Raw genomic sequence first — 14,829 nt, forward strand, 5'->3', positions numbered from 1 at the left:
CTTATCACGTTTTGCTGACTTGTTCTGCTATTTTAGATCCACTAAATCGATTTATTCACTACTACTTCTTTATCATACAGGGAGATTTCCTATGAGCCAATATGCTTATGTCCTCGTTGTGATTAGCTTGGTTTTCCTTTTTCTGCTCAATAAGTACGAGAAGGAGAGACTGCAAAAACTCTACCAAGAACAACTTTTAAAGGATGAAACATTCAGGTCTAACATCAAAGAAAAAATTCATACGACTGAAAATATCAATGATGTCATTGCATATATCAATAAAACTTATCATTTGGGAATGTTATTATCAAAAGACATTACAGATCAATTGAAATAAACCCAACTATTCTTTAAGGAATATCAAAACCGAGACTAAGAGTTTTATACTTAGGCTCGGTTTTGATATATTTTTCAAGCAACAAAGCTACCACTCCCCCAGCAATGCAAGTGCAAAATCCCCTAGAATGTGGTAAAATAAAAGAGATAACTCTATCAAGGAGGAAAACATGAAAAAACAAACCGTCGCCATCTTGGGGCCTGGTTCTTGGGGGACTGCCCTTTCACAAGTCTTAAATGACAATGGACACGAGGTACGTATCTGGGGAAATATTCCCGAACAAATCAATGAAATTAATACACACCATACTAATAAACATTACTTTAAAGATGTCGTTCTAGATGACAAAATCATTGCCTACACTGACTTAGCAGAGGCACTGAAAGATGTGGATGCGATTTTGTTTGTTGTCCCAACAAAAGTGACACGACTTGTTGCCCAACAAGTTGCACAAACCCTGGACCATAAGGCTATCATCATGCACGCATCAAAGGGATTAGAACCCGATAGCCATAAACGATTATCATCCATCCTTGAAGAAGAAATTCCTGAACAGCTCCGCAGTGATATCGTCGTTGTTTCAGGGCCTAGCCATGCAGAAGAGACCATTGTGCGTGACCTGACTCTAATCACTGCTGCTTCTAAAGATTTACAAACAGCTCAATACGTTCAGGAGCTCTTTAGCAATCACTACTTCCGACTTTATACCAATACGGATGTTATTGGAGTTGAAACTGCTGGTGCTCTTAAAAATATTATTGCTGTCGGTGCCGGAGCTTTACATGGTTTGGGATTTGGTGACAATGCCAAGGCGGCCATCATCGCTCGAGGACTGGCAGAAATTACCCGCCTAGGGGTGGCACTCGGTGCCAGTCCGTTGACCTATAGTGGCTTATCTGGTGTGGGAGATTTGATTGTAACGGGAACCTCCATCCACTCTCGTAACTGGAGAGCTGGCGATGCCCTTGGTCGTGGAGAATCCCTAGCTGATATCGAAGCCAACATGGGCATGGTAATTGAAGGTATTTCAACGACTCGAGCAGCCTATGAACTAGCGCAAGAACTTGGAGTCTATATGCCCATTACACAAGCCATTTACCAAGTTATCTACAACAGAACCAATATCAAAGATGCCATTTATGACATCATGAACAATGAATTTAAAGCAGAAAATGAGTGGTCTTAACCCTCTATAGAAAGGATTATTATGGCACTGAAAGTTAGAAAAGCAGTCATTCCTGCCGCTGGACTAGGAACTCGATTTTTACCAGCAACCAAGGCCCTTGCCAAAGAAATGTTGCCAATTGTAGATAAACCAACTATCCAGTTTATCGTAGAAGAAGCTCTTAAATCAGGCATTGAAGATATTCTGGTTGTCACTGGTAAATCAAAACGTTCTATTGAAGACCACTTTGACTCAAACTTTGAGCTTGAATATAACCTCAAAGAAAAAGGCAAACATGACTTGCTAAAATTGGTAGACGAAACAACTGGCATTCGCCTTCACTTTATCCGTCAAAGCCATCCTCGTGGGCTTGGAGATGCTGTCTTACAAGCCAAAGCTTTTGTAGGGAATGAGCCCTTCGTTGTCATGCTTGGTGATGACCTAATGGATATCACAGATGACCATGCTGTACCTTTGACAAAACAATTGATGAATGATTACGAGACAACTCACGCATCAACAATTGCTGTTATGCCTGTCCCTCATGAAGACGTTTCAGCATATGGAGTTATAGCTCCTCAGGGTGAAGGGATTAATGGTCTCTACAGTGTCGAAACTTTCGTTGAAAAACCAGCTCCAGAAGATGCTCCAAGTGATTTGGCAATCATCGGACGTTACCTGCTCACACCAGAAATTTTTGAGATCCTCGAAAATCAAGCTCCCGGTGCTGGAAATGAAATCCAGCTTACCGACGCTATTGATACGCTTAATAAAACACAACGTGTTTTCGCCCGTGAATTTACAGGAGCTCGTTACGACGTTGGGGATAAGTTTGGCTTTGTGAAAACATCTATTGACTACGCCCTCAAACACCCACAAGTCAAAGATGACTTGAAAGATTACCTCATCCAACTGGGAAAAGAATTAGCTGAAAAGGACTAATACTCTTCGAAAATCTCTTCAAATCACGTCAACGTCGCCTTGCCGTATATATGTTACTGACTTCGTCAGTTCTATCTACAACCTCAAAGCAGTGCTTTGAGCATCCTGCTTCTAGTTTCCTAGTTTGCTCTTTGATTTTCATTGAGTATAAAACAAAAAAGATAAGGTTCGAAATGCCTTATCTTTTTTCATTACACAAATTGTCTTCCAACTTCTTCACATCCCCATTCCCTTATAGAAAAGTAACACTGCGAGTCCTACGAACAACACTAACGCTACCAGTCTCTGACTAGCGCTATACATCCGTCTTTCTCCTTGAACTGGAAAGATAATTGCTAGAAATACTCCACCAACTGCTCCCCCGATATGACCTGCTAGGCTGATTCCTGGAATCAGAACACTTCCAATAATGTTAACCACAAAAAGTGTCAGATAAGATTGCCCTAGCTGTTGGAGAAAAGGATTACGCGTTGCATAGCGAAGAATGATAATCGCAGCAAATAGCCCATAGAGAGAAGTAGAAGCTCCTGCTGCTAAGGATTTTGGACTAAATACAAAAACAAAGAGATTACCCATCATTCCTGATAAAAGATAGAGAAAGAAAAACTTCTTAGATCCGAAAATTTCCTCTACTTGCCTACCAAGATAATATAGCGAAAGCATATTGACAATGAAATGCTCCCAACCAATATGAACAAAAACGGCTGAAAAGAGACGCCAAAACTGCTCAGGAAAGAGCCGAATAGCAGGCCCATACATGGCTCCAAATCGAAATAGGGTATCTGCCCTGTCAAAGTTTCCACCTGTAGTCACCAACATTAGTAGAAATACCAAGGCCGTCACTAAGAGAAAGAAACTCGTCACAGGATAACGTCTGTCAAAGATTTCCTTCATCAATCAGAACCTCCTGAACAGGAATATCATGGCTTTCAGGGATAAAGTCCTGAATTTGACAAGGATAGATCGTACTAAAAGTATGACCAGATAAATGTTTCAGATAGCGATCATAATAACCTCCACCGTATCCAATCCGATATCCTTCCGTCGTAAAAGCCAGACCAGGAACATGAATCAAATCAATCTGAGAGGCATCCACCACTTCCAAATCTCCCTGTGGTTCCAGTAAGCCAAAGGAAGTTTTGACCAGTTGTTGCGGATTATAGACTACAAAGTCCATGCGCCCCTTGGGATAAGTTTTGGGTATCAGAACCTTCTTGCCGTCCTTCAGCGCCTGCTCAATCAGTTCCTGCGTTTGAAACTCATGAGGAAAAGAGAGGTAGGTTGCGATGACCTCAGCTTCTTGGTAAAAGGGGTGTTGTAAAAGTCGTTCGGTTAAAGCTAGATCCGAAGTAACTTTTTGAGTTCGAGGGATAGCCTTCATTTCGTGCAAGACTTGCTTACGTAATTCCGATTTCATAGATAACCCCTCTACTCTGCTGCCTTCTTTTTCAGGAAACTAAAGACCGCATCCACCCCAATAGCTAATGCTTCTTCCTTAGGACTCATCTGAGGGTGATGAAGGGCGTAGGGACTATCAATACCTAGCCAGAACATAACGCCATCAACTTTTGAAAGGAGGTAACCAAAGTCTTCACCTGTCATAGCAGGTTCGATATCAATCAACTCGATTCCGTCTTTTTCTTCAAAGAAGTCCATCAGTTCACGCGCCAAGGCTGGATGGTTCTCAACAGGCAAGTAGCCACCTTGTTTGAGTTCCACTTCGACTTCCATATCGAAGGCAGCTGCAACTCCTTCTGCAACTGTTTTGACCCTCTTTTGCACCAAGAGGCTCATGTCCTGTGTCAAGGCCCGAATGGTTCCATGTAAAAAGGCTGTGTCTGTGATGACATTGTTGGTTGTTCCGGCTTGGAAAAGACCAAAGGTCACCACTGCTCCCTCGATTGGGTTGACATTGCGGCTGACAACTGACTGCACCTGGGTCACAAAGTAACTAGCCGCCACCAAGGCGTCATTAGCTTCATGTGGAAAGGCTGCATGTCCTCCTTTGCCTTTGAAACGGATCTTCACCTCGCAAGTACCTGCAAAGAGTGTATGAGTATTAGTCGCAATCTGACCGACTTTTAAATCTGGTCGAACATGAAGACCATAAAATTGATCTGGTAACCAATCTCCAAAAGCGCCATCCTCATACATGAGCATACCACCAGCTTCATTTTCTTCAGCAGGTTGAAACAGAAAGAGCAGATTGTTCTTTGGTTGCTCCTCAAGGGCGCGCTCAAGACAGCCCAAGGCAATGGTCATGTGGAAATCATGTCCACAAGCGTGCATACGACCTTGGTGCTGAGAAGCGAAAGGAAGTCCTGTTTGTTCGACGATAGGCAGACCATCAATGTCTGTTCGCCAACCAATGGTACGCTCTGGCTGACTTCCCTGCAAGTAAACCAAAATACCTGTCCGCCAAGTACGAACTTGAACAAACTCCTTGCCCGCAGTCAATTTTTCAATCACATCCAGCAAATAAGCATGAGTCTTGAACTCCTCCAAGCCAATCTCTGGAATCTGGTGCAAATCTCGTCTAGTCTGAATCAAATCTAACATCTATCTATCCTCCGATATAGCAGAAAGAGGCTGGAAGAAGGGTTCCGCCTCTTTATTACTTTTACAATTATAAGGTACGAAGCGCATCCTCTAGCGCTGTTTTTTGTTGGGTTTGGGCATCAATCTCTTTGATAATGCGAGCTGGAACACCTGCTACCACCACGTTTTCTGGGACATCTTGGGTAACAATAGCTCCTGCTGCAACAACTGAACCACTACCGATTTGGACCCCTTCGATAACTACTGCATTGGCACCGATGAGAACATTGTCTCCAACACGGACTGGTTCTGCGCTAGCTGGCTCAATCACACCTGCAAGAACCGCACCTGCACCAACGTGACTGTTTTTCCCAACGATAGCACGGCCACCAAGGATGGCACCCATGTCAATCATAGTTCCTGCACCAATTTCAGCACCGATATTGATAACAGCCCCCATCATGATAACAGCATTGTCTCCAATTTCAACTTGGTCACGGATAATAGCACCTGGCTCGATACGAGCGTTGATAGCACGTTTGTCTAGCAAGGGAACTGCAGAATTACGAGCATCTTGCTCAACAACATAGTCTTGATTTTCTACCAAACCATCGAGAAGCGGAGCCACGTCCTTCCAGTCTCCGAATAGAACATTTCCTAGTTTAACAACAGAGCTAGGTACAGCAGTTGCGAGTTGTCCCTCAAAGGTTACTTTCACACTGGTTTTCTTTTCAGCATTGGCGATAAATTGAATAATTTCTTGTGCGTTCATTTTTGTAGCAGTCATAGGCACCTCCTAGTTCATTTTAATGATACCTATTCTACCAAAAAAGGCCTCAAATTTGAAGCCTTTTTGTTTGTTTTTAGGTATGATTTTTAGGGATGTGAGATAAAACGTGCTGTCGGTAAAAGCAAGCCCCTACCGATACAACCTAAAAACACTCTTCACAACTATCTCCCCGTGTTTTATTGACTATTCTAGTATAGCACACTTTTAGAATTAAGAAAAGACTTTTTATTTACTTTCTTTCGCTTCTTCTACCGATAGGAAAATCATAGGCAAAATAATCAAGGTCATAGCTAGAAGGAGGGACCAATCCACTACCAATCCTAAAAATAAAACACTCAAAAGGGCAGAAGAGAGAGGTTCACTGGCACTGATAACGGAAACCACCAAAGGAGAAACCAAGGAAACAGCCTTCATGGAAATAAAAAAGGCAAAAGCCGTTCCAAAGAAAGCGATAATGAGACAAATCAAGATACTCCAAATATCAAGAGTAAAGGAAAGCTGGTAAACCGGCGAGAGGACATTGCTAAATAAACCTGCCAAAATCATCCCCCACCCAACCGTGGGTACAAACCCATAACGCTTAGCAAAAGGTTGAGGTAAGATAACATTAAACATGACCCCCATGGCACTCAGCAAACCCGTCACAAGTGCTAGTGGTGTCATGGATAACTGAGAGAGATCTCCCTTTGTCGCCATCAGGCAAACACCCAGCATGGCAACCAAAACATAAAAAATAGCGCTTTTTGACGCTCGTTTTTGATAAACCAAGCGATTGTAAAAGAGGATAAAGACAGGGCTAATAAACTGTAAAATAGTTGCTGTCGCTGCATTTGAGTATTCTACACAGAGATAGAAAAAATACTGAACTGAAAAAATCCCCAAAATAGAATAGGCTAAAAAGGACAGGTAATTTTTCTTATCTCGCCAAATATCTAGCACTTGCGATTTTAATTGCACTGCAGAGCAAATGAGCACAAGACTCCCTGCCAGTGTCAAACGCATAGAGGTAATCCAGCCAGAGGACACTGGATAATGAGTAAAGAAATATTCTCCTAAAATTCCACAGATTCCCCAGATTAAGCCAGATAGGAGCGAATAAATAGTTCCTTTAACAATCTTTTTCTGATACTGATTCATACCTTTATTGTAACACGAAAGGAAAAAAGAAAAAAGTGGCAATCAATGCCACTTTCCTATCTTCTACTATTTGGTTGTGTAGATGATGAACTTGATGTACTGCTAGAACTACTACTTGAACTTGGCGTAGATGAGAAACTACCAATAATACTTGACCAAGCATTTTGATAATCTGCTTCACTTCCTCCAATAGCAAAGTGATAGCTAGTCGTAGGAGCTCCCGCCTTATTAGCCCAATAGCTCGTTACAGTAGCCCCTGAAAGATCCACTGTTTTTCCATTAACGGATACTTTGCCTGGCTTCTGTCCTGTAGATCTGAGGACCTGAGATTGGGTCACACTAGAATCAAGATTAAAGCGTTCATTGCCCCAAACATCAGGCTCAGCCTGTTGGATAGCATTGACCAAGTAAGCCATATATTTGGCATTTCGATAATGTCCAGCCCCCTTAGCCATTGGGCGGTTATCATCATGCCCTAGCCAACCACCTAGAGTCAATCTTGGTGTTGACAGCATGAGCCACATATTTTCATCTTCATTAGTTGTACCAGTCTTACCAATCCAGTCTGCACGAGCTAAGCTTGAATTGATGGAAGCCAAATCCGTTTGGAAACTTGAAGTGATCCGAGATGAAATCACCTCACGAAGCAAACTCTGCATAATTGTTGCCGTTGCCTTCGAGTACACTTGAACTGGTTTGTCTTGGAATTCATAGATTACCCTACCGTCAGGTGATTCAATCTTAGAAATCACATGTTTCTGATGGTAAACACCATTATTGGCAATTGTTTGATAACCATTGGTATGCTGGGCGACTGTGACTTCAATACCGCCGCCCATAGGCAGACTTTCGATACCGTACTCCGGAATCTCGTAACCCATTTTCTCCATGTAGCCCTTGACATCAACACCCTTCTCACGAAGCATACGATAGGTCCAATAGGCTGGGATATTCCACGAATAGTTCAAGGCTTCACCTAGGGTCATCATGCCTGTACCTGGACTATTTACATACATAATAGGATTTCCATTAGAGAATTTTGTCGGATAATTAGACAAGATACTAGCGCTTCCCATCAAACCTTGGTCAATGGCAATACCGTAGGCCAATAAAGGCTTGGTTGTAGAGGCTGGCGAACGCTTAGTGTCAAAGGCGTGATTGTTTTGGTTAGTCTGGTAATTACGACCACCAACAAAACCTAGAACAGCCCCCGTTTTATTGTCCATCAAAACATTCCCTACTTCAGGCTGCCCAGTCGAATCATCTACCAAACGACCGTAGTTAGCAACTGCATTTTGCATGGCGTTATGGATTTTTTTATTGATCGTTGTAGTGATTTTGTAGCCACCATTACTGAGTTCCTGCTCAGCACGCTCATGATATGCCTTTTGAATCGCTTCCTTTTTCAACTCTTGACTAGAGACATTGTCCTGCTGAATTAAATAATCATACATACGATCTGTTGCTTCAGACATAGCCGTAAAGTAAAGGTAATCTCTTGAAACAGCATTGACAGTTCCTGATGGCAAAAAGTCTTGTTTGAGATTGTAATCCTTGTACTGGTCGTATTCTTCCTGAGTCAAGGCACCCGTACGGTACATATTATAGAGAACATCCTTAGCTCGTTTCAAACCAAGCTCTAAATCTTCATCACTCTTTAACTCTCCAGTATTTTCATAAGGTGAATAAGTAATCGGACTCTGTGGCAAACCTGCTAGGAAGGCAGCTTGGGGAATACTCAACTTGTTGGCATCGATACCGAAAATCCCTTCAGCAGCTTGCTGGGCACCTGCAATATTCTGCCCTTTATGATTTCGACCAAAGGGAGCAACGTTGAGATAGGTGGTCAATATTTCATCCTTACTCATGTTGCGTTCCAAGGCAAGGGCATCAACAATTTCTGTAGCCTTACGAGCCAAAGTCGGAGCATCTCCAACCACTTGTTGTTTGATTAACTGTTGGGTCAAGGTCGAGCCCCCGCTAGATGAGCCCAAACCTGCAAAGGTTCCCAAAGTCGCCCGAATCACAGCTTTTGGCACAACCCCATTATGTTCAAGAAAATGTTCGTCCTCAGTTGCAACGATAGCCTTTTTGAGATTGTCCGATATTTCCTCAGATGAGACAGAAGTTCTCAGTAAATCACTCTCGATAGAAGCAATGACACTCCCATCTGCGTAAACAATTTCTGAGATGGAAGAAATATTTTTAACCTGCTTGACCAAGTCCTCCGATTGGGGAACCTTGGCCTTGTCAAACAAAGCAACTCCATAACCAAGAGCTACACCAGCACCAAAAAGCCCACCGATAAAGCCTAGAATAAAGAGAGTATTCAAAATTCCCTTGATAACAACTAAAATGCTACCTAGGATAGCCAGAACTTTCCCACCTGTCCCATCCGACTGCTTCTCTTCTGAGACTTTCTCTGATTTTTTATGATTTATTTTTGATTTTACTAGCTGGAAAAATTCCAGCATTTTTTGTTTTAATTCATTTAATTGATTTTGCATGGATTTCCTCACTCTATCTATTATACCATAAAAGGTAAACTTTCAATAAAATAGCCACTTTCTTCCCTATTCTACTAGGCTATTGCCCAAGTTTGTGATACAATAGGTAGAAACAATATTTTTAAAAAGGAGAAAAGACACATGCACATTTTTGATGAGCTAAAAGAGCGTGGTTTGATTTTTCAAACGACTGATGAAGAAGCTTTGCGTAAAGCCCTAGAAGAAGGTCAAGTTTCTTATTATACTGGCTACGATCCAACTGCTGACAGCCTTCACTTAGGCCACCTTGTCGCAATCTTGACAAGTCGTCGCTTGCAGCTAGCAGGTCACAAACCTTATGCGCTCGTTGGCGGTGCTACAGGTCTCATCGGAGATCCGTCCTTCAAAGATGCTGAACGTAGTCTCCAAACAAAAGACACAGTAGATGGCTGGGTCAAGTCTATCCAAGGACAACTTTCTCGTTTTCTTGACTTTGAAAATGGTGAAAACAAGGCTGTCATGGTCAACAACTACGACTGGTTTGGCAGCATCAGCTTCATTGACTTCCTCCGTGATATCGGAAAATACTTCACTGTCAACTACATGATGAGCAAGGAGTCTGTGAAAAAACGGATTGAAACAGGAATTTCTTACACTGAGTTTGCCTACCAAATCATGCAAGGTTACGACTTCTTCGTTCTTAACCAAGACCACAACGTAACGCTACAAATCGGTGGTTCTGACCAGTGGGGAAATATGACAGCTGGTACCGAATTGCTTCGTCGTAAAGCTGACAAGACTGGCCACGTAATCACAGTACCGCTTATCACAGATGCAACTGGTAAGAAATTTGGTAAATCAGAAGGAAACGCAGTCTGGCTCAATCCTGAAAAGACTTCCCCATACGAAATGTACCAATTCTGGATGAACGTTATGGATGCAGATGCTATTCGCTTCTTGAAGATCTTTACCTTCTTGTCACTTGATGAGATTGAAGACATCCGTAAACAATTTGAAGCGGCTCCACAAGAACGCTTAGCTCAAAAAGTCTTGGCTCGTGAAGTCGTTACACTTGTTCACGGCGAAGAAGCCTACAAAGAAGCCCTTAACATCACTGAACAACTCTTTGCAGGAAATATCAAAAACCTTTCTGTCAAAGAGCTCAAACAAGGACTTCGTGGTGTACCAAACTACCAAGTGCAAGCAGACGAAAACCACAATATCGTGGAACTACTCGTCTCATCTGGTGTGGTTAACTCAAAACGCCAAGCCCGTGAAGACGTCCAAAACGGAGCTATCTACGTCAACGGCGACCGCATCCAAGACCTTGACTATGTCTTGAGTGACACAGATAAGTTAGAGAATGAGCTGACTGTTATCCGTCGTGGAAAGAAAAAATATTTTGTATTGACTTACTAAACTGTTCAACATTTACCTATAAAAAAAGGAGTTAACCTCGAGAAAGGTAACTCCTTTTTGCTGTTAATAGTCCCCACCTATCCCTTAATAGACAGGCTACGCAGTACAATGCGCAAGGTTGTTAGATTATGTAAGATAGAGAGATTTGAAGGACTGAGCCAATTAAATAAGCCAAAGCCAATCAAACTACTATTTACGACAACGGTATCTTGAATATTCTTCTTGATGAGTGTTTGCAAAGATGATGATAGCGAATCCAACTCTTGGAAGAAATCCAAGCGATTATCTAACAATAAGATATCACTCATCTGCTTAGAAATATCTGCACTCTCATTCATCACCACACCGATATCTGATAGGGTTAGAGCCGCTGAGTCATTCAACCCATCCCCAACCATCAAAATAGTGTGACCTGCTTTCTGCAGTTCCTCTACTAACTCAAATTTCCCATCAGGTTTCAAGTCTGTATGGACCTGATCAAAGGGCAAATCTTTGACTAATTCCTCTGTTCTAACCAAGGTGTCCCCTGTTGCCAGAATCAATTTTTTCCCTTGTGCCTTAAGTTTCTCCAAGGCTGCTTTTGCTTCTTTTCTCAAAGGAGTATGAATGCAGAACATTCCAATCAATTCATTCTGATAAGCCAAGAATAAGAGATTGTAGTGACTCTTGTACTCTTCAATTAAAGCATTTTGTTCTGAACTGATATGAATCTGCTCATCCTGCATCAAGACATAATTTCCAATAAGAACTGGTTGGCCATCTATATGAGATTTGATCCCCTTGCTTGCAATATATTGGAGTTTCCCATGCATTTCCTCATGTTCAATTCCCTCTATCTCGGCTTGTTTGACGATGGCATTAGCAATAGGATGATAAATGTGTTCCTCAAGACAGGCACTGATTCTGAGAATATCTTCCTCACTATAGTCCCCAAAAGGTAACACCTTTTCAACTATAGGATAACTAGTTGTGATTGTTCCCGTCTTATCAAACAAGAAAGTATCAACTTCCAGATATTTCTCCAGAACATCCCCATCCTTAATCACCATTTCACGATTCAACCCCTCCTTGATAGCTGTCAAATAAGCTACAGGAGTAGAGATTTTCAAAGCGCAGGAGAAATCGACCAATAGGAAAGAAATAGCCTTCGAAAAAGAACCTGTCAATAGGTAAGTCAGCCCAGCCCCCAAGAAATTATATTTGACGACCTTGTCCGCCATCTTGATGAAATAGCGTTGTTTCGTTTTCTTGTTTTCTTCAGATTTCTTCATCAACTCAATCAGCTGTAAAATCCGGCTGTTCATCTGATTATCGGTTACACGAATGCGCAACTCTCCAGTTTCTAATACTGTATTTGCACAAACCAAATCAGACTCTCTTTTTTCAACTGGAAAACTCTCTCCCGTCAAGGAACTTTCGTTGACCATACCTAAACCTGAAACTACTTGTCCATCAAACAGAATTTCATTTCCTTGAGATAGGACCAAGACATCTCCTATTTGAACATCGGAACTCTTGATACTAACAACCGTATCGCCCTGTACTAAGAATACATCGCTCTCTTTTGCAAGAAGGCTTTGTTCTAAATCTGTTGCAGTTTTTTTCAAGGACCACTGATCTAAATGATTCCCCAAATCAAGCATAAACATGATATTGCTAGCTGTCTTGGATTGGTTCATAAACAAGGACAATAAAATCGCCGAACAGTCCAAGACCTCCATCGTTAGTTCCTTACGCGCTAGTGTTTGATAGGCTTCTCTAATATAGCCAAAAGCCTGATAACAAGTCCATATATAGCGAATAGGATACGGCACAAAACTACGAAAAAGTATACGCTTAATCGCTGCACCTGAAACAATAGAATAAGCACTCTCTTCTCTACGAATGGGAAGAGTCATCAACTCAGAAACTTTCCCTTTATCAATTCTTTTTAAAAAGGCTTCTGCATTATCTAATACAGAAAAGCCTTCTTTTATACGTAGAGTAAAGTGCTGTTGATCCATGTAAAACTGGATAGACTCAATCCCCTTTTCATCTCTCGCCAAGGAACGAAGATAGTCTTGAATATCCAAGGTGAGTGAAAAAGAAGATGATAGTCGGATATGTTGGTATCCTCTATGTAGCACTTTAAAAGACATATTATTCTCCTATAAGGCTATCTAATTGCTCTTCTTTTTTCTCTTGCTCGTACAAATATTTGGCATCTTGCAAGACATCGTCTCCATGTTGTTTCACAACAGAAACAGATGCATCTAGCCCGTCTTTCAACTTGTAAGCCTTAGCCAAAGCTTTAGAATAACCTTTTTTAGCTTCCTTACTTGCTAAGATTTTCAAGCCAAGGGTACCAAATGCGACACCACCCAAAAAGAGTGATGATTTTTTCGCAACTTTTGCAACGGTTAATACTTCTTTTAACATACTTATTTCCTCCTTATCATTATTATATAGAAATTTCGATATAAAAGCAATTTTATTCTATAAATTGGAGAATTAGTTTTATTTCTACTGAATCTCCCATCTACTTATTCCTAAAGTTGCTTTCATTTGCCTCTTTTGATACACTTAAACTATGAATACAAATCTCAAACCCAAACTTCAACGTTTTGCTTCTGCTACTGCCTTTGCCTGTCCCATCTGTCAAGAAAAGCTACCTCTAGTAGCTAGCAGTCTCAAGTGTAGCAATCACCATTCTTTTGATCTGTCAAAATTCGGCTATGTCAATCTGGCACCTCAAATCAAGCAATCTGCCAACTACGACAAGGAAAACTTCCAAAATCGCCAGCAAATCCTAGAAGCTGGATTTTATCAAGCTATTCTAGAGGCTGTATCTGATTTACTTTCAAACTCAAAAAATGCCAAAACAATTTTAGATATCGGTTGTGGTGAAGGTTTCTATTCTCGTAAACTCCAAGAAAGCCATCCTGACAAAACCTTCTATGCCTTCGACATTTCCAAAGATTCCGTCCAAATCGCTGCCAAGAGCGAACCCAACTGGGCAGTCAATTGGTTCGTTGGTGACTTGGCACGACTTCCTATAAAAGACGCCAGTATGGATATCCTGCTTGATATCTTCTCACCTGCCAACTATGGAGAATTTCGTCGCGTTTTATCCAAAGACGGTATCTTGATAAAGGTTATTCCAACTAAAAATCACCTCAAGGAAATCCGTCAGAAGGTACAAGACCAGCTGACAAACAAGGACTATTCCAACCAAGATATCAAAAATCATTTCCAAGATCACTTTACCATCCTATCTAGTCAAACTGCCTCACTAACCCAGTCTATCACAGCAAAGCAGCTCCAAGCCCTACTCAGTATGACTCCTCTCCTCTTTCACATCGACCAGAGCAAGATTGACTGGAGCCAACTGACAGAGATTACCATTGAAGCAGAGATTTTGGTTGGGAGAGAACTATAATTGACACAAAAAACCGCATTTCAAGAAGATCTGCGGTTTTAAATTTCAATTTTTAAACTATCTATCCCAAAAGTCTAAAACATTTAAAGCTTTTAGCTTCTCCATTTATTTTCGATTCGAAATAAAAAACTTATCAATAAATAGCAAGTGAAATAAGGCAAGTGTAATTCCCGATAAGCACCCATGATAAGAGATTTCTTGATGGGTAAGGGGGTAAAGATTACTATTACCCGCCAAGAGGCATGTTAAAATAACAAATAAAATCCAAAATAAATCAGTCCATTTATATTTTGAAAAATATTTTTTCCACATAAGAACACCTTCTTTCCTACAATCATATTATAATACTTTGTGTAAGTGAATACAAGAGATATGAGGTAATCAACTACGAAGAAGCATGAGGTTGAAAGACAGTAAAACCAACTTTTTAAACGTTCAATGTGTCTATGATTTCTCTCTTTTTAAGACAAGATTGGCTCAAATCCATAGCATTCAAAAAAGCGAATTTCAATCGAAATTCGCTTTATAGGAAAGTGTATTAGTCTAAATCTTGTATCTTATACTCAATGAAAATCAAAGAGCAAACTAGGAAGCTAG

14 protein-coding genes are annotated in these 14,829 nt (G+C 41.1%); 5 read left to right on the top strand and 9 right to left on the bottom strand.

Going from position 1 to position 14,829, the window contains the following annotated elements; all coding sequences use genetic code 11:
• Positions 1–91: 91 nt before the first annotated feature.
• The 3 genes from M1G05_RS08425 (at position 92) to galU (ending at position 2,444) form a co-directional block, all read left to right on the top strand.
• Complete coding sequence (locus tag M1G05_RS08425; RefSeq protein ID WP_084925354.1) at positions 92–337, top strand: MarR family transcriptional regulator; 246 nt, start codon at positions 92–94, stop codon at positions 335–337.
• Between the two features lie 169 nt (positions 338–506).
• Positions 507–1,523, top strand: a complete 1,017-nt coding sequence (locus M1G05_RS08430) for an NAD(P)H-dependent glycerol-3-phosphate dehydrogenase (RefSeq protein ID WP_247953537.1) — start codon at positions 507–509, stop codon at positions 1,521–1,523.
• Between the two features lie 21 nt (positions 1,524–1,544).
• A complete protein-coding gene (galU, locus tag M1G05_RS08435) occupies positions 1,545–2,444 on the top strand; it encodes a UTP--glucose-1-phosphate uridylyltransferase GalU (protein WP_247953538.1) in 900 nt (299 codons plus the stop codon).
• A 216-nt stretch (positions 2,445–2,660) separates the two neighbouring features.
• Here the strand turns inward: galU and M1G05_RS08440 are convergent, their stop codons facing one another.
• From M1G05_RS08440 to pbp1b, 6 genes are all read right to left on the bottom strand, one after another.
• Positions 2,661–3,338, bottom strand: coding sequence for a rhomboid family intramembrane serine protease (locus M1G05_RS08440; RefSeq protein WP_247953539.1), 678 nt, complete (start codon positions 3,336–3,338; stop codon positions 2,661–2,663).
• Complete coding sequence (locus tag M1G05_RS08445; RefSeq protein WP_020903401.1) at positions 3,322–3,861, bottom strand: 5-formyltetrahydrofolate cyclo-ligase; 540 nt, start codon at positions 3,859–3,861, stop codon at positions 3,322–3,324. Before M1G05_RS08445 ends, M1G05_RS08440 begins: the two co-directional genes overlap by 17 nt.
• A gap of 11 nt (positions 3,862–3,872) precedes the next feature.
• Positions 3,873–5,003 (bottom strand): N-acetyldiaminopimelate deacetylase, encoded by a 1,131-nt coding sequence (locus tag M1G05_RS08450; RefSeq protein WP_247953540.1) that lies wholly within the window; start codon positions 5,001–5,003, stop codon positions 3,873–3,875.
• A 67-nt stretch (positions 5,004–5,070) separates the two neighbouring features.
• Positions 5,071–5,769 (bottom strand): 2,3,4,5-tetrahydropyridine-2,6-dicarboxylate N-acetyltransferase, encoded by a 699-nt coding sequence (dapD, locus tag M1G05_RS08455; RefSeq protein WP_000127460.1) that lies wholly within the window; start codon positions 5,767–5,769, stop codon positions 5,071–5,073.
• A 228-nt stretch (positions 5,770–5,997) separates the two neighbouring features.
• The gene (locus M1G05_RS08460; protein ID WP_247953541.1) at positions 5,998–6,909 is read right to left on the bottom strand and encodes a DMT family transporter; all 912 of its coding nucleotides are present in this window, start codon (positions 6,907–6,909) and stop codon (positions 5,998–6,000) included.
• Between the two features lie 56 nt (positions 6,910–6,965).
• A complete protein-coding gene (gene pbp1b, locus M1G05_RS08465; RefSeq protein ID WP_247953542.1) occupies positions 6,966–9,416 on the bottom strand; it encodes a penicillin-binding protein PBP1B in 2,451 nt (816 codons plus the stop codon).
• A 141-nt stretch (positions 9,417–9,557) separates the two neighbouring features.
• On the opposite strand from pbp1b, the gene tyrS reads away from it, so the two are divergent.
• Entirely contained in the window at positions 9,558–10,814 is a 1,257-nt protein-coding gene (gene tyrS, locus M1G05_RS08470; RefSeq protein ID WP_247953543.1) for a tyrosine--tRNA ligase, read from the top strand.
• 77 nt (positions 10,815–10,891) lie between these two features.
• Here the strand turns inward: tyrS and M1G05_RS08475 are convergent, their stop codons facing one another.
• Both M1G05_RS08475 and M1G05_RS08480 read right to left on the bottom strand, forming a co-directional pair.
• Positions 10,892–12,952 carry a heavy metal translocating P-type ATPase gene (locus tag M1G05_RS08475; RefSeq protein ID WP_247953544.1) on the bottom strand — a complete coding sequence of 687 codons (2,061 nt, stop codon included), beginning with the start codon at positions 12,950–12,952 and terminating at the stop codon, positions 10,892–10,894.
• A gap of 1 nt (position 12,953) precedes the next feature.
• Positions 12,954–13,232, bottom strand: coding sequence for a DUF6110 family protein (locus M1G05_RS08480; protein WP_000910910.1), 279 nt, complete (start codon positions 13,230–13,232; stop codon positions 12,954–12,956).
• Positions 13,233–13,383: 151 nt separating this feature from the next.
• Between M1G05_RS08480 and M1G05_RS08485 the strand changes: the two genes are divergently transcribed.
• The gene (locus tag M1G05_RS08485; protein WP_045610942.1) at positions 13,384–14,232 is read left to right on the top strand and encodes a methyltransferase domain-containing protein; all 849 of its coding nucleotides are present in this window, start codon (positions 13,384–13,386) and stop codon (positions 14,230–14,232) included.
• A gap of 105 nt (positions 14,233–14,337) precedes the next feature.
• Here the strand turns inward: M1G05_RS08485 and M1G05_RS08490 are convergent, their stop codons facing one another.
• Positions 14,338–14,544, bottom strand: coding sequence for a hypothetical protein (locus M1G05_RS08490; RefSeq protein ID WP_000265676.1), 207 nt, complete (start codon positions 14,542–14,544; stop codon positions 14,338–14,340).
• Between the last annotated feature and the right edge of the window lie 285 nt (positions 14,545–14,829).

The organism is Streptococcus mitis (assembly GCF_023109515.1).
In the GTDB taxonomy this organism is placed as follows: Bacteria; Bacillota; Bacilli; order Lactobacillales; family Streptococcaceae; genus Streptococcus; species Streptococcus mitis_CS.